Annotated in this window: 15 protein-coding genes; 10 read left to right on the forward strand and 5 right to left on the reverse strand. The window is 59.2% G+C overall.

The features are described 5' to 3' along the window. Window positions 1–280 precede the first annotated feature (280 nt). Together AADH44_RS02220 and AADH44_RS02225 are read left to right on the forward strand one after the other, a co-directional pair. Window positions 281–499, forward strand: coding sequence for a hypothetical protein (locus tag AADH44_RS02220; protein WP_341953806.1), 219 nt, complete (start codon window positions 281–283; stop codon window positions 497–499). 3 nt (window positions 500–502) lie between these two features. Continuing rightward, entirely contained in the window at window positions 503–1756 is a 1254-nt protein-coding gene (locus AADH44_RS02225; RefSeq protein ID WP_341953807.1) for a hypothetical protein, read from the forward strand. On the opposite strand, the gene AADH44_RS02230 is transcribed toward AADH44_RS02225, so the two are convergent. The 3 genes from AADH44_RS02230 to tdh all read right to left on the reverse strand — a co-directional run bounded on the left by AADH44_RS02230 (window position 1743) and on the right by tdh (window position 5124). Next, on the reverse strand, window positions 1743–2774 hold the full coding sequence (locus AADH44_RS02230) for an NADPH:quinone reductase (RefSeq protein ID WP_341953808.1): 1032 nt from the start codon (window positions 2772–2774) through the stop codon (window positions 1743–1745). The genes AADH44_RS02225 and AADH44_RS02230 overlap by 14 nt on opposite strands. A gap of 68 nt (window positions 2775–2842) precedes the next feature. Continuing rightward, complete coding sequence (locus AADH44_RS02235) at window positions 2843–4024, reverse strand: glycine C-acetyltransferase (protein ID WP_341953809.1); 1182 nt, start codon at window positions 4022–4024, stop codon at window positions 2843–2845. 74 nt (window positions 4025–4098) lie between these two features. Further along, window positions 4099–5124, reverse strand: a complete 1026-nt coding sequence (gene tdh / locus AADH44_RS02240) for an L-threonine 3-dehydrogenase (RefSeq protein WP_341953811.1) — start codon at window positions 5122–5124, stop codon at window positions 4099–4101. Window positions 5125–5337: 213 nt separating this feature from the next. Here tdh and AADH44_RS02245 point away from each other — a divergent pair, with 213 nt between their 5' ends. The 6 genes from AADH44_RS02245 to AADH44_RS02270 all read left to right on the forward strand — a co-directional run bounded on the left by AADH44_RS02245 (window position 5338) and on the right by AADH44_RS02270 (window position 11799). Then, complete coding sequence (locus AADH44_RS02245; protein WP_341953812.1) at window positions 5338–5892, forward strand: hypothetical protein; 555 nt, start codon at window positions 5338–5340, stop codon at window positions 5890–5892. Further along, complete coding sequence (locus AADH44_RS02250) at window positions 5889–7355, forward strand: hypothetical protein (protein ID WP_341953813.1); 1467 nt, start codon at window positions 5889–5891, stop codon at window positions 7353–7355. Before AADH44_RS02245 ends, AADH44_RS02250 begins: the two co-directional genes overlap by 4 nt. 313 nt (window positions 7356–7668) lie before the next feature. Then, window positions 7669–8523, forward strand: coding sequence for a nitroreductase family protein (locus AADH44_RS02255; RefSeq protein ID WP_341953814.1), 855 nt, complete (start codon window positions 7669–7671; stop codon window positions 8521–8523). Continuing rightward, window positions 8520–9503, forward strand: coding sequence for a lysylphosphatidylglycerol synthase domain-containing protein (locus tag AADH44_RS02260; protein ID WP_341953815.1), 984 nt, complete (start codon window positions 8520–8522; stop codon window positions 9501–9503). Before AADH44_RS02255 ends, AADH44_RS02260 begins: the two co-directional genes overlap by 4 nt. A 110-nt stretch (window positions 9504–9613) precedes the next feature. Beyond that, complete coding sequence (locus tag AADH44_RS02265; protein ID WP_341953816.1) at window positions 9614–10564, forward strand: glycosyltransferase family 2 protein; 951 nt, start codon at window positions 9614–9616, stop codon at window positions 10562–10564. Continuing rightward, complete coding sequence (locus AADH44_RS02270; RefSeq protein ID WP_341953817.1) at window positions 10564–11799, forward strand: polysaccharide pyruvyl transferase family protein; 1236 nt, start codon at window positions 10564–10566, stop codon at window positions 11797–11799. The genes AADH44_RS02265 and AADH44_RS02270 overlap by 1 nt, the downstream gene beginning before the upstream one ends. A 15-nt stretch (window positions 11800–11814) precedes the next feature. Here AADH44_RS02270 and AADH44_RS02275 read toward each other — a convergent pair whose 3' ends face one another. Beyond that, complete coding sequence (locus tag AADH44_RS02275) at window positions 11815–12729, reverse strand: cation diffusion facilitator family transporter (protein ID WP_341953818.1); 915 nt, start codon at window positions 12727–12729, stop codon at window positions 11815–11817. A 141-nt stretch (window positions 12730–12870) separates the two neighbouring features. Then, window positions 12871–13152 (reverse strand): hypothetical protein, encoded by a 282-nt coding sequence (locus AADH44_RS02280; protein ID WP_341953819.1) that lies wholly within the window; start codon window positions 13150–13152, stop codon window positions 12871–12873. A 283-nt stretch (window positions 13153–13435) separates the two neighbouring features. On the opposite strand from AADH44_RS02280, the gene AADH44_RS02285 reads away from it, so the two are divergent. Further along, window positions 13436–14485 carry a low specificity L-threonine aldolase gene (locus AADH44_RS02285; protein ID WP_341953820.1) on the forward strand — a complete coding sequence of 350 codons (1050 nt, stop codon included), beginning with the start codon at window positions 13436–13438 and terminating at the stop codon, window positions 14483–14485. A gap of 261 nt (window positions 14486–14746) precedes the next feature. After that, window positions 14747–15730: an ion channel gene (locus AADH44_RS02290; protein WP_341953821.1), complete on the forward strand. Its 984-nt coding sequence runs from the start codon at window positions 14747–14749 to the stop codon at window positions 15728–15730. Window positions 15731–15754: the final 24 nt, after the last annotated feature.

Raw genomic sequence — 15754 nt, forward strand, 5'->3', positions numbered from 1 at the left:
GGGCGTGCCGCGCCATTGCCCTATGGGGCATAGATGAAAGCGCTTGCAGTTTGCGACGGCTTCACTGACGAAAGGCAGCACCAACGAGAGTGAACAACGGCGCCTCAGCGCGGAAGTGCGCCAGCTCACGCGCTCAGCGCCCGCCAGAGCCCTGCTCTACCGAGGGCTCACGTGCCGCATTTGCATGCTGTGTTTGGTGTTAGTTGACGACTCGGGTGTTAGGTTCTGGTTGTCGTGGACGAGCGCGCGTGGGGCGCCCGCGCTAGGAGAGTGGAGTCGGATGCCGTTGGTCGCCAGCAGAGAACGATCTGCCGCCCCCTTTCTGCGAGCGCTGGCGATTGAGTCCTTGTGGGCGGTAGCGGCTGTTGCCCTCGCCCTCACCGTGGTGACCCACTTGGCGGGGCCCGCAGGCCGGGCCGAGCTGATGTTTCTCGATGGCGACTCGATGATCGTGCCGCTGTTCTCGCACTCCATCCTTGAGGGCACTGCGGAACAGTGAGCGATGTCTGCGGTGCTGAACTTTGTGGGGCTCTATCTCGCCTTTCGTGTTGCCGCCGTCACCATCGCCAAGGGAAACCGGGCGGCGCTTGCGGCAACCGCGGGGTTCGTGGCGGTATGTATGACCGCGCTGACGGAGAGCAACGGTGACGGTGACAGCCTGCAACTTGCCTCCCTGCTCGCGATGACCACTTACTATGCCGCGACCGTTCTCGGCGCGGTTCTCACCGTCAGACTCACGCGCCGCATTCTCGAGACCATTTCGCTGCAGCGAGTGCTCGCGATAACGGTGTTTGTCGTCGCAACCGTGTCGGTGTTCTCCAATCCGCTCTATCTCGCTTGGGTCACCGCCCCGCTCGTTCTCGTTGTGCTTGTCGTGTGGGCGGGGGCCGTGTGGGGGCGATCTCCGACGTGGGCTCTCGCCGCGCTTGTTGGAGGGTCTGTGCTTGGGTTGTTGCTCAGGATCCCGTTGGCGCCGTGGATCGTGGCGAACCCCGATAACTATTTTCAGCCGGGGCGTGCACGCGGGTCCTTCGCCTACTACTGGTCTCTCCTCGTCGAGCGACTCTCAAGCCCCGCGGGTGTTTTCGCAGTCGCGATGGTGATTGCGTTGAGCTTGCTCGGCGCATGGCTAACGGTGCGCTCGCTGCGACAGGGCGCAATCGCCTCGGCCGTTGTGGCGGCGTACTCCTGGTTCGCCCCACTGGCTGCCACCGTCGGGTTCATCCTGATGGGCACCGAAGCAGCCCGTTACTTGCAACTCTGGGCTTTCGCGCCGGCTCTCGCGCTTGTTGTTCTTGTAGCGGATGCTCGGCCCGCGAAGCTCGCAGCAGCACCGTGGCGACGGCTCGCCGCAGTCGCCGCGATCCCCGCTCTGCTGGGTGGAGTGCTGTTCGTCGTTGCGCTTCCGGCAGCCGTCGAGCGAGCGACCGCTGCAGATCCGTCTCTTGAGTGTGCGGTCAACTGGGTAAACCAATCGGGCGCGGTCGGTGCTGGGCAGTTCTGGAGCGTACGAGCGATCAAGACTCACGTGGCTAACCCGTCGCAACTCATCCAAGTCGACTTTGCGCTCCGGGATTACGCCTGGATGGTGGACCGAGCAGACTTTGCCCAGCCTGCGGTGTCATTTTTGATCGTTGACGACCAAAGCGTTCCCTTCACGCTTCCGCCCGGCGCAGAGAATCCTTCCTCGGCCTCGATCGATTGCGGGCGCTTCCGGATTCTCGACTACAGCCCGGCGAGCATCATTCGGCCGTAACGTCGATCAGCACTTTGCCGACCGCTCCGCTCTCGACCATGGCATGGGCATCCGCTGTGTGTGCAAGGTCGAAACGGTGGAGGGGCAAACCAGTCTCTTCGCCTACGCTCAGCGCGCCGTCGCGAAGTGCAGCGTTGATGGCCTCGGCCGCAGCATGAAGGACAGCGGGGCCCACCGTGTAGAGCAGCACAAATTGGTAGCGCACGTTGAGGCTGAAGTGGCGGCGAACGTCGAGAGTCACGAGGTCTCCGCCATTGTTGGCGTAAACGGCGATTGACCCACGATTGCGGATGACGGCGAGGTCGAGTTCAGCATTCTGGGCGGGTGCGACTTCGACGATGAGGTCCACGCCGTCCGGTGCAATCGCACGAATCTGCTCGACGATGTCGGCGTCGGTGTAAGTAAGCACGTGCTGTGCGCCAGCGGCGGTCGCGAGTGCAGCTTTCGCCGGCCCGCTCACTGTGGTGACGACGGTTGCTCCGCCCCAGCGAGCAAGTTGGATCGCTGCGTGGCCCACGGCACCCGCCCCACCAGCCACGAGCACGACCTTGTCGGCGAGGGCGCCCGGATGAAGTCGACCTGGTCCGTCTTCGGCCACCGTCAGCGCGCGGTACGCCGTGATCGCAGGAACACCGAGGCTCGCACCCTGGTCAAAGCTGGCGCTAGCGGGAAGGGCGAAGACCCGTTCTGCCGGAAGCACGGAGGTTTCTTGGCTCGCGCCACTGCTTGCGCGTTGATAGGCGGCGAGTGCTAGCCAGACGCGGTCGCCGACGCTGACATGCTGCACGTCAGAGCCGATTGCCTCGACGATACCGGCGCCGTCTTGGCCGGGAACAACATCATCGAAGGGCAACGCCTGGCCGGGAGCCCCGCCGCGGCGCGACTTCCAATCAGTGGGGTTCACACCACTCACCACGATCCGAACGCGCACCTCGTCAGGCCCGGGTTCGAGGAACGGCCGATCAACGAGCTGAAGTACGGAGGGGTCACCGGTCTCGCTGTAGACAATTGCTTTCATAGCAAGGTCAACGTGGCTGCGTTGCGGGATATTTCCCCCACCACGAAAATCGCCGTCTCAGGGATCCGCTACGCCGCGATCGACTCCCGAGCCGCAACAAAAGCCTTAACACAGCGAGTGATGTCGTCGCTGGAGTGGCCAGCCGACACCTGCACGCGAATACGGGCTTTTCCTAGAGGCACGACGGGGAACGAGAAGGCGATCACGTAGACGCCATGCTCGAGCAGAGCATCCGCCATCGCAACAGCTTCGTGCTCATCCGCGAACATGACCGGAATGATGGGATGCTCGCCCGGCAGTAGCGTGAACCCGGCCTCAGCCATACCGCTGCGAAACTGCTCTGCGTTAGACTTCAGCTTCGCCCGGCTCTCCGCACCGTCAGCCACAAGGTTGAGCGCTTCGATCGAGCCTGCCACCACCGACGGGGCGACAGCATTGGAGAACAGGTAGGGGCGGGCGCGCTGCCGAAGCAGTTCCACGATTTCGGCGTGAGCGCTGATGTATCCACCCGAGGCGCCGCCGAGTGCTTTGCCGAGGGTGCCCGAGATGATGTCGACGCGGTCGGAGACACCGCAGTGTTCGGGGGTTCCCGCGCCGGTGTCGCCGACGAAGCCCACGGCGTGCGAGTCGTCGACCATGACCATTGCGTCGTACTGTTCGGCGAGATCGCAGATCGCTTCGAGGGGGGCAAGATAGCCGTCCATCGAGAAGACTCCGTCGGTGACGATGAGGCGGCGTCGGGCATCCTTCGCCGCTATTAACTGGGCTTCAAGGTCGGCCATGTCGCGGTTCTTGTAACGGTAGCGCGCCGCCTTCGACAGGCGAATTCCGTCGATAATCGACGCGTGGTTGAGTTCATCCGAAATCACCGCATCCTCGGCACCGAGCAGCACCTCAAAGATGCCGCCGTTCGCATCGAAACAGGAGGGGAACAGGATGGTCGCCTCCATGCTCAGCAGCGCCGAGAGCCGGTTCTCTAACTCAACATGCTGGGTCTGGGTGCCGCAGATAAAGCGCACGCTCGCCATCCCGAACCCCCAGTCGTCGAGAGCTTCCTTGGCGGCGGCGACGAGTCGTGGGTGGTTAGCGAGACCGAGGTAGTTGTTGGCGCAGAAGTTGAGCACCGGTTTTCCTGCCGACTCCACGTGGGCCGACTGGGCGGTATCGAGCTGGCGCTCGGTCTTGTAGAGGCCTGCCGAGCGGATCTCTCCCAGAGTTTCGTTGAGTTGTTCGCGAACGGTTCCGTACATTGTGTTCTCCTAAAATCGTGTGGGGCGACCGAGTTGGGTCTGCAGGTCGCTAGGCCGGGTGGCGCCCAGTCGGGCTACGACCAATCGATGATGACTTTGCCGCTGTTGCCGCGGCGGGCGGTCGCGAATGCTTCTTCCCAGCGCTCGGCGGGGAACCTGTCAGTGACGACGCCTGAGACATCCAAACCGGTGTGCACCATGGCGTTCATCGCGTACCAAGTCTCGAACATCTCGCGGCCGTAGATGCCCTTGATGGTGATCATGTGGGTCACGACGGTCGCCCAGTCAATGCTGATTGGTTCCGCGGGGAGACCGAGCATGGCGATGCGGCCGCCCTGATTCATGTTGCTGATCATCTCGGGCAAGGCAGTGGGGTGCCCGCTCATTTCGAGGCCGATATCGAAGCCTTCCTTCATTCCCAGTTGCTCTTGCGCTTCGGCGATGCGCACCTTGGACACGTTGATCGCGAGGCTCACTCCCATATCGCGGGCGAGTTGGAGTCGCTGCTCGTTGACATCAGTCATCACGATGTGGCGGGCACCAATATGGTGGGCAACTTTGGCGGCCATGAGCCCGATGGGTCCAGCTCCGGTGATGAGCACGTCTTCCCCAACCATCGGGAACGACAGTGCGGTGTGCACGGCATTGCCGAGCGGGTCAAAGATTGCGGCAAGCTCCGGGTCGATATCGAGTGGATGCTGCCACACATTCTGTTCCGGAATGACAACAAACTCAGCGAATGCCCCATCGCGGTTCACGCCAATGCTGGAGGTGAACTTGCACAGGTGGCGACGGCCAGCACGGCAGTTGCGGCAGTGGCCGCAGACGACGTGACCTTCGCCAGAGACGAGGGCGCCGACCTCAACCGAGGTGATTCCTTCGCCGAGTTCAACGACGTGGCCCGAGAATTCGTGGCCCGGAATGAGGGGAGCGTTGATAGCACCGGCGGCCCAGACATCCCACGATTCAATATGCAGGTCGGTGCCGCAAATCCCTGTGCGGGCGACACGGATCTTGACCTCTCCACGCCCCGGGGTGGGCTCTGGTCGTTCGGCCAAGATGAGGCCTGGTCCGGCCTTGTCTTTATAGAGGGCTTTCATCGTTGATTCCTCTCATGCATGACACTGGCGACTGGTGCGCACTTGTGGCGTGCACCATCCGACGTGTCCGCTGCTGTGTCTCAGCGCTTTAGCACTGACAACAAATTCCACTCGTTTGCGGGCGTCATACAAATCATAATTTGAATGAGTGGTGTTTAACACGAATGTCCCCGTTCAACTTCTTGCAAGAGAAACACCCGATACACTTACAAAGTGATGGGGACTGCACGTATAGCGCTGATCGGCGTGCTCGCGATCGCGATAGTCGCCAATATCCTCCAGTTTCAGAGTATCGATGAGGCTGCACCCGACAACTATGAGGCGATTAGTCGCAAGCCGAGTTCTGACATCGTCGAAATTGCGGGTGGAAACGCGGCGGTCAATCGAGCATACGGGCTCTATTGGGCCATTTCTGAAGACCAGCCTGCTGCCGAAATAACGATGTCTGCAAACGATGAAGTCGCTTTCGTAGTCACCAGATTCCTCACTCTGGGCTTTGCCAAGGCCGAGAGCTTTGAACTCTCAGCAATTTCGCTCTCCGATGAAACGACACTAGACAGTCTTCTCGATAGTCCAGATGTGTCATCCGTTCAGACTGGTCTCTATGACGGGCACGGCCACCGGAGTGAGAACTGGTTCTATGTGCGCGGAACATGTGACAGTGCCGATGTTCCCTCTCTTCTGATTGGCCATTTGCCAGAAGACGCTGGGGAAGCATTTGTTGTCGTGGATAGCTGCCTAGTGCCGAATAGCGGGGTCAACGGATGATCGTTGAAGTAACCCTAATCTTGGCTATTGTTCTCGGGGGATCCGCCCTCATGCAGTCTTTCGGCGCTCGCGGCCTTGGGGTTCCGATCTTGGGAGCGACCGCGGGCCTCGCGCTCTACCTCTGCATTGGTGCGATTCAAGTGATGACCCCGGTGACAAGCTCTCCGATCCTCACAATCGCGCTGACGGTGCTTATTCCCAGCACACTGTGGTTGTGGCTCCGGCTGAGTAAGCGAGCGGAGTTCGGTCTTCGGCCAGGCTGGGCGGCGATCATCGTCGCTGGCGTGGTCGGATCAGTGGCTGTGTTTCGTGCGCTTCCGCAGGTTGCCTGGTCGAACGACAGCTTGCAGTATCTGCTCAACGGATCACTTATTGCGAGCAACAACATCACGATCGCGTCCACCTCGCTTCTCCCCAAGAGGCTCATCGGGGTGCCCGAGTTGCACGCCGCAGCGAATCTTGGCGGCGAATACTATGTGCAGTCGATCACTCCGCTCATAGCAGCGCTCCTGCTCGCACTTCTCGCGTGGATGCTGTGGGAGTCGCTGTCGCCTCACCTCAGCCGTTGCGCGTTGACCCTGCTTGTCGTTGGGGGGGTCGTGTTCCTCGTATCAATGAACCGTTTTGTCTTCCATGCCTTCTATCTCAACGGCCACCTGTTGTTCGGCATGTTCATGCTTGTCGTCGTCGGTGGCGGGTGGATGCTGGTCTCAACCGATTCGGTCAAGAAAACGGCTCTCGTCATCGCAATGGCGCTCGCTGTTGGAGCGCTGGTTTTTGTGCGCGCAGAGTCATCGATCTTGGTATTTCTTGTACTGTTACCGATCCTGTTCCATCATTCGGTAAGCAGAATTCATAAGTCAGTTCTTCTGGCGGTGCTTGGGGCAGGAACTATTGCGTGGCAATCATTCATGGCTGCCGTGTATCTCGCTCAGGGGCTTTCCGTTGCTTTCTCGATCTGGGGTCTGCTCGGGTTCGGCGTCATGATTCTTGCCGCCATCCCCTTACTCCAGTGGAATCAGCTCATGAAGCGTGGTCGCCTCGTTTTGGTGCTTACTGAGGTTGTTCTGTGGTTAGCACTTCTTGCGCTTTTTGTTCGTGAACCGCAGATCCTGATCGAAAGCGTTTCAGCGACGTTTGAGAATGTGTTTCTCGGCGCTGGTTCGTGGGGTCTGTCGCTCATATTCATCGTGGCGCTGCTTGTGATCGCGTCCTTTATCGCGACACCGAATCGGGTCAACCTCCGATTCCCGCTGACGAGTTTTATTCCGCTAGGGTTCTTGCTCGCTTATTTGCGCGACGCGGCGTACCGGGTGGGCGACGGTGACTCTCTCAACCGGATGTGGATTCAGCTCATCCCCGTTGCGCTGTTCTACGTGCTCATCGCGCTCGGTGTTGGTCAGTGGCGCCGTCGCTCATCGGCCCCATCCTCCGCACCAGCGCCAATCTCCTTGGCTTCGTAGCAGATATAGTTGCTGTGGCGTTGACGTGCCTGCGCTCAGCTGAGCGGGCTCGGCGCCTCGTGACGTTCTGGAGTGCGGAGAGAATTTGCTGAAAAAACTCAAGACCATCGCTACGAATCTTTTAGCGATTTCGTGGATTCGAAAGTGCTATGAGCTCGTCAATCGAGTATTTCTCGAAACATTCGGTTCGAGTCGAATCCTTGCGCACTTTTTTTATATGTTCGCGTTTCTTGCATTCAACCGCGAGCAAGCGGGCGTCCTCCGCGGGCGTCGAAATTACTACCGAAACAAGAATCACGACCGAACCTCGCGCGTGGAGTTGCGTCGCAACATCCATCGCCTGGAAAAGGGCATCATCATGATGCCTCGGCGGGACATCTTTGCGCGGGATTACATCACCGAGACGGTCGAATTTTACGAGCTGGCCGCTCGCCAGTGCTCGACAGATCCATCTTCGCTGGAAGCGAGCGAAGTCGAGTGGGCTAACAACGTCTTGACGGAGTACTTCCGCGTCAGCACGGGGAGCGATCCGGTCGTAGATTCAGCGCGCAAGCGCTTCTTCGAGCTGGAATATCACCCCTCCGACAACGGCAAGGTACCCTATGTGAAAAAGAACCTGTCGAGCATTTCGTACGATCAGCTTCACGAACTAGCAATGCAGCGTCGTTCAGTTCGCTGGTTTGAACAGAAGCCGGTACCCCGCGAACTGGTCGACAAAGCTCTCCTCGTCGGACGCCAATCGCCCACGGCGTGCAATCGTTTGCCTTACGAGTTCCGCGTGTTCGACGACCCGGCCATCGTCAGCACAATCGCTGGCCTACCGTTCGGTGCAACAGGCTACGCACAAAACATCCCAACGATCGTCGTGGTTGTGGGCAAGTTGGAGAGCTACTTCAGCCCGCGCGACCGACATGCGATCTACATTGACTCGTCACTGGCCGCGATGTCATTCATGTTTGGTTTAGAAACTCTTGGGCTCAGTTCAAGCGTGATCAACTGGCCCGACTTCGAGCCGCTTGAAGCCAAGATGCAGAAGACGCTCAGCCTCGACGTCACCGATCGAGTGATCATGTTGATCGCCGTTGGCTACTCGCACCCCGAGGGCCTTGTCCCTTACTCGCAGAAGAAGGAACTCGACACCTTCCGCTCATACAACAAGTTGCGATGACCACCCCGTCATCGTCGAAGCTACCTAAGCGACTTCTGAGGTACGGGCTTACCGCGGTAGTCCTTGCATTCATCGCTGTACTGTTCTGGCGCGCTCTTTCTGACAACTGGGCCGAGGTTCAAGCGCAGCAGTTGCAGTTCAATTGGCTGATGGTTGCTGGGGTTGCGCTATTTGCCGTCGCGGTGCCGATCTCTGGTCTGCTGTGGGGCGCAATCGTCAATCGGCTCACCGACCGACCGGCCGTGTCACCTCGGGAAGCTATGGCTGTGCACTCTGCATCGTGGCTGCTCAAGTACGTGCCAGGCCAGGTAGGGTCACTGCTCAATAAGATTCTGTGGGGCAAACAGCGCGGCATCAGCCGCAGCGTGATGGTGATTTCGTTCATCTATGAGAATGTTTTCCTTCAAATCTCATCCATTGTTCCCAGCGCGGCAATCTTGCTTGTCAGCGTTGGCCTCGCCGTATTCCAAGACAACGCAATCACGCTGCTTCTTCCCCTCCTCGCCCTTATCCCTCTGCTCGTGGTACTCGACCGCAGGCTATTCCATCCGGTCATGAATTTCGGGGCACAGCGGATTCTCAAACAGCAACTTCCGAAGGAGTACTTCCTTCCGCCAGTCGCGGTTGGCGGCTACCTCGTAAGTTTTGTCGGCCCGCGAATTATCAATGCGGTTGGATTCGTTGTGGTCGCTGCATCGTTTCTTGACGTGTCGCCAGCCGCGTGGCTTCCTCTTGGAGCAGCGTATGTACTTGCAGGGGCTATCGGCATCTTGGCAGTTTTTGTTCCCAGCGGTCTCGGGGTGCGCGAAGCGGTAGTCTTCGCATTTGCTCTTCAATATGTCACTCCAGCACAGGCGGTTATTCTCGCGCTGCTTGCTCGGCTACTGAGTACGGTTGCGGATGCCCTGGTGGCATTGTTCTACTTGTTGCTCAGGGTTTCGTTGAGGCGTCGACCCCCTAAGCTCGTTCAGGGCACTTAATGTGCCTCACTGACTTCCGTTTATACGCCGCCACAATCTAAGATTCACGCGCTGAATCTTTCGCACCTGGAGCTGATTTTCTCGTGAAAGTTTTCGTTCAAATCCCTTGCTTGAATGAAGAGCACACTCTGCCACTCGTTCTCAAGTCGATTCCGAAAGATATCCCCGGTGTAGACGAGCTGCACGTTTTAGTGATCGATGATGGTTCAACCGATCGCACCATCGAGGTGGCCAAGGAACACGGCGTCATTCACTTTGTGCGCCACTCCGGCAACCGGGGCTTGGCTCGCTCGTTCTCCGACGGCGTCAGTTACGCGCTCGCTCACGGTGCCGACATCGTTGTGAACACGGACGGCGATAACCAGTATCCCCAGGACCGAATCCCCGATCTCATCGCACCGTTGATGAGTGGGTCTGCAGACATCGCAATCGGCGACCGTCAAACGGCCACCATCGCTCACTTCTCGCCCTTCAAGCGACTCCTTCAGCGCTTCGGCAGTCGGGTTGTCAACATGGCTGCAGGAACTGATGTTCCGGATGCCGCGAGCGGATTCCGCGCGTACTCACGCGAGTCGCTGCTCCGGCTCAACGTCGTCACCGAGTTCAGCTACTGCATGGAGACGATCATCCAGGCGGGCCACAAGAGGATGCGCTTGGCGAGCGTTCCGATCGAGACGAATGCGAAGACTCGCGAGTCTCGCTTGTTCTCGTCGATCTGGCAGCATGTGGGAGAGTCCGCAAGAGCTATCATTCGTAGCTACCTCATGTTCCGCCCGCTGGCGTTTTTCTTGCCGTTGGGAACTGCGCTCACTGTTGCTTCGTTGATTCCATTCGTTCGCTATCTAATTCTGTGGCTGTCGGGCACTACGGGCGACCACATCCAGTCGCTGATTCTTGGTGCTGCATTGCTTGTTGGAGGCTTGTTGAGCTTCGCGCTTGGTCTGCTCGCCGACCTCATGCGCATCAACCGCATTCTGCTGGAGGACTCAATGGAGCGCACGAAAAGGATTGAATTTGGCCCCGGCTACACGGCTGTCAAGCAGCGCGGAAAGAGTGCATAGTGACGGCTCCACACATTACGATCATCGGTTCTGCGTTAGCAGGTAATAAGGGCGCTTCAGCGATGCTGGAGAGCGCGATTCAGACGTTGAGTCCGCGCATTCCCGGTGTCAGTTTCACCCTGCTCAGCATGTATCCGGAAGAGGATCGCGCTCAGAACGTCTACGACAACCTCGACATCGTGGCTGCGCAACCGCGCCAACTCGGTGTGACCATCAATTCGCTCGCTCTGCTGTACCGAGTAATTCCGCCGCTTCGGCCGCTCATCCGCAAAAAGTCTAAGGCGATCGCCGCCGTGGCGAAGTCACAAGTGCTCCTTGATCAGGGGGGTATTACTTTCACTGATGGTCGCGAGAAGTTTCTGCTGTACAACGTGGCATCCATTCTTCCTGCGATGTTTGTGAAGACCCCGGTTTTCAAGTGCGCTCAGGCGATCGGCCCATTCAAGAACCCAGTAAACCGCCGTGCGGCACGCTTCTTCTTGCCCAAGGTGCACACCATCGTTACCCGGGGGGCGAAGACTCATGAGTTTGCCGAAGCTCTGGGCCTATCGAACCTCTATGCGGGTGCCGATTACGCATTCTCGCTGCAGCTTGATGGCAGCGAAGGTGCTGTAGTTTCGCGCGAATTTGATATGACGTTTTTTGAATCGGGCACTGTCGTTGGTGTGTCGCCAAGCGTCGTTCTGCAGAAAAAGGTCGATGCTCGCGACGGTGACTACATCGGGCAGACTGCCGATTTCATCAAGCATCTCCTCACCTCCGGCCGCAAGGTCGTAATCCTGCCTCACAGCGCGCGTGAAGACTCGACGAAGACGCATAACAATGATCTGCCGCTCTGCCGTGAGATTTTCGATCGCATAGGAGCCGATACGAATCTGCTGTTTATCGACAAGGAGCTGCCGTCACAGCAGCTTCGCTACATTATTGGCGAGTGCGATCTCTTCGTTGCAAGTCGTTTTCATGCAATGGTCTCGGCGTTGGCTATGGCCGTGCCTACACTCGTAATCGGGTGGAGCCACAAGTACCAAGAGGTGCTTGAGATGTTTGAGGCAGAAGAGTGGGCAATGCCCCACAGCGAAGCGGAACTTGGCGCGCTTGTAGCGCGCTTCGAGCAGCTTGCCGAGGCGCGCACCGAGGTTGCTGCGTCGCTGCGGCAGCACCTGCCTGCTGTTCAAGAGCGCTCACTGGCTCAAGCGGATCTCATTGCGACCATTGTGACGGAGCGGGCAGCCTAGAAGCCCAATGCTGCACTAGCGGTGGTGAACGTGCTCCCGGTCGATGTTGCTTTCGGGCTCGATTTGGAACGTTGAGTGCTCGATGCTCAGTGAAAAGTGTTCAGCGACGCACTTCTGCAGCGAGGGAAGCATTTCGGCGGCATGGCCGTCGATGAAGCAAGAGTCTTCGACGATCACGTGGGCGGTGAGCACGGGCAGGTCAGAGGAGATGCGGGTGATGTGGAGGTCGTGCACATCAGTCACATGCTCCATATCCATAATGTGTGCACGAACGTCTGCGGGATCGATGCCCTTGGGGGTGGACTCCAGCAGCACGCCGACGCTCGCCTTGAGCAGAATGATGGTGCGGGGCACGATCAGTATGGCGATCAGGATGCCGACCACGGCATCCGCCTGATACCAGCCAAAGAGGGCAATCACGATTGCGCTGAGGATCACACCGACAGACCCGAGGGCGTCGTTGACGACTTCGAGGAACGCGGCCTTCATGTTGAGGTTCGAGTTGCGCCCGCCGGTCAGCACGATCATGGCGGCGATGTTGGCGACGAGGCCGATGATTCCAAAAATCAGCAAACCTGTTGGCTGGATTTCGGGTGGATCGAAGAGTCGTCGCACGCCCTCGATGAGGGCGTAAATACCGACCGCAAAAAGCAAGCTCGATTGGGCCATCGCGCTGAGAACTTCGGTGCGTTTGAGGCCCCACGAGTGGGTGGCGGTCGCGGGGCGTTGCATGAGTCCGGCCGCGAGCAGTGCCATGAGAAGGCCAGCAGAATCGGTGAGCATGTGCGCGGTGTCGACGAGTAGCGCGAGGCTGCCAGTGACAATCGCACCGATTGCCTGAGCGATAAAGACGCCGACGGTGATGATGAAGGCGATGAGCAACCGAGTGCGGTTCCTATTTCCGGTGGCGTGGTTGTGGCTGGTGCCCATCAGCGTGCCCCAGTCATGGCGCCGCGCCGAAGCTTTTCGCGGGCGCTTGCGCGATACGCGATCCTATTTCGGCTCATGAGCCGAGTCTAACTGGCCGACCTGCACCGCGCCGAGGGTGGGTCTGCGAGCACAGGTCGAGAACTAGATCGTAGGTTTAGCCGCGCCCTTGGCCGCCGCGGATTGTGTCAGCTGAAGCTGTCGCTGATGGCGCGCCTTCGCTTCGTCGAGCGTTGTGCAAGTGCCGAGTGGGTGCGCGTGCTCGTCGGTGATGAAGTATTCACCGCGGGAACTTCGCTCGATCATGCCAGCGAATTCACCGCCAACGTTGCCCACCCAGAGACCAGCTTGGATGCTTGTCCACGCCACCGTCGGGCGTGCCTTGTCTGCTGAACCTTCGGTCGGACGGGGTGAGGCAATCGTCATAGTTTTCTACTCCTTCGAGTTCACACTATTGAAGACATCAGACACTGTGCGGTGAATCGTGCGGCAGTGAAGATGTACTCTATCTCCGATTCAACCCCTCGTGCCTATCCCACACAGCCGCCGCAAGTTATCATCGGTGTGAGTGGCTCGGAGCAGTGCTGATCGTTGCCGAACACTTGACAGTTGCGCTACCGCGGTGGCGAAACTGTCGGTAGCACCCGCTGGCTCAAGGCCCGACGGTGCATCGATTGGCATACCGTATTTCTCGTTACAGAAAGCTGCCATGACCTCGACCGATTCCATCCTGCGCGGGTATTTGAGTGACAACGCTGCCGGTGCTTCGCCACAGATATTGGATGCCGTTGTTGCGGCATCCGCTGGCCCGGCAGCTCCCTATGGCAATGATCCGCTCACGGCCCGGATGCGTGCCAAGATGGCGGCAGCGTTCGAGTGCGAGCTCGACGTCTTCGCGGTCGGTACGGGTTCGGCGGCAAACGGGATTGGTCTTGCGGCATTGACGCGCCCGTGGGGAAGCATTCTCGCGCATGCGGATAGCCACATAAACAATGATGAGGCTGGCGCGCCGGAGTTCTTCACCGATGGCTCAAAGATCGTCTTGCTGGGTGGCGAGCACTCCAAGATTGACCCGGATGAGTTGCGGGTGGCGGCGCACGCCGGCCGGGGCGACGTTCACAGTGTTCAGGCCTCGGTGCTCAGCATTACGCAGGTAACGGAGACCGGCAGCGTGTACACGATTGATGAGCTGCGCGAGCTGACAACAATCGCCCGTGAGGCAGGGCTCCGCATCCACATGGATGGCGCCCGCTTCGCAAACGCACTCGTTGCACTCGACGTCAGCCCTGCCGAAATGACCTGGAAGCTCGGCGTAAACATGCTCTCGTTTGGCGCAACAAAGAATGGTGCGCTCACTGCGGATGCCATTATTTCCTTCGATCCGACCCTCGCAACGGAGTTGTCGTTCCGGCACAAGCGCGGTGGCCAACTGACCTCCAAGATGCGGTTTCAGGCCGCCCAGCTCGACGCCTACCTCACCAATGATTTGTGGCTCGATAACGCCCGTCAGGCGAACGCAATGGCGGCGCGGCTGCGCGCGGGGATCGCGGATGTCGCAGGCGTGACCGTCACGAGCGAACCCGGCAGCAATATCCTCTTCGCCGTCTTCCCTGACGAGCTCTCAGAAGCGCTCCACGATCGCGGTTTTGGTTTCTACACCAACCGTTGGGAGCCTGGTGTCGTGCGCATCGTGGTGTCGTTCGCGCATGAGGCTGCTGACATTGACGAGTTTGTGGCTGCCATTCGCGAACTTGCCTAGCTCGACGTCGCGGCATTCGACGCTTGGGGTGAACCAATTCGCGACGCGGTGCTCGAACTGCGGGGTCCGCTTTTGAGCACTGCGACCGAGACAGATGGCGTTGGCACGATTACTGAGACGCTCATGTGGGGCCAGCACACGAATCTGGGGAGCGAGACGCATAACGGCAGCACGGTCCGGATTGCTCCTGCTGGTAGCGTGGTCACTCACTATCGGCGCGATCAGGAGTGCACCTGATCCGAACGGGAAGAGGTGGGGCGGATGCCGGTGGTTCTGACCGTGCTCGGCGTTGCCGTCATCCTGATGGTCCTTGTCGATGTTTTTCTGACTATTCTGAGTACCTCAACGGCCGGTCCGCTGACCCGCGCATGGTCGCGCCCGATGTGGAAAACCCTCTTGGCGATCCATCGCCGCACCCCGATCCACCGGGCGCTGAGCATGACCGGTCCACTCATGGTCGTGATCTCGATCTTGGTTTGGTATGGACTACTCGTGTTTGGCACTTGGCTGATTTATGTTGCTCATCCCGGCTCAGTGGTTAACAACACCACCCGAATTGCCTCAGACCCCGGGCAAGTTTTCTACTTTGTTCCGACTACCTTGACAGGGCTCGGTTACGGGGATTTGGTTCCGGATGGCTATCCGTGGACCGCTATCGCAACCACAATGGCACTCCTGGGCACGTTCGTGCTCACACTCTCGCTGTCGTACGTTATCTCCGTCGTCTCTGCGGCGATTGCCCGACGCGCGATGGCGTCTGGGGTTCGCGCGCTCGGCGACAACCCGGTGAGCGTAGTGCGCCATGCTCAGCTCGACGACCCCGTGAATTCGATGCAGAACTACGTAGCGAGCGTGGCGTCGCTGGTGAGCAAAGCTGCTGAATCCCAACGCGCATACCCGGTACTGCGGTACTTTCACAGCGCCAGAGCGGCAACCGCTGCAGCGCCAGCAGTGCTCCTACTGGCCGATGCCGCCTTCCTCCTTCGAATTCAACAAGCAGAGCACGAGCCAGTCCGGGGAATTACGGTTGTGATCGAGAGCGCCGTCGCCGAATTCATCGAAGCAAAAACCACGCGTTCGCCACCGGCATCATCGACGGGGGAGAATAGTCTTCGCGCCTATGCCGTCGAATTGGGGATCGATGTCGACCCCACATCCGTATTCGAACGTCAACTTAACACCTATCTCCCGCAACGAGAAACTCTCGTCGCTGCTTGTGCCGACGACGGGTGGACAGTGCCATAGCGCTGCCTGCCAACCGCACTCTTG

Source organism: Salinibacterium sp. TMP30 (assembly GCF_038397785.1).
GTDB lineage: Bacteria > Actinomycetota > Actinomycetes > Actinomycetales > Microbacteriaceae > Rhodoglobus.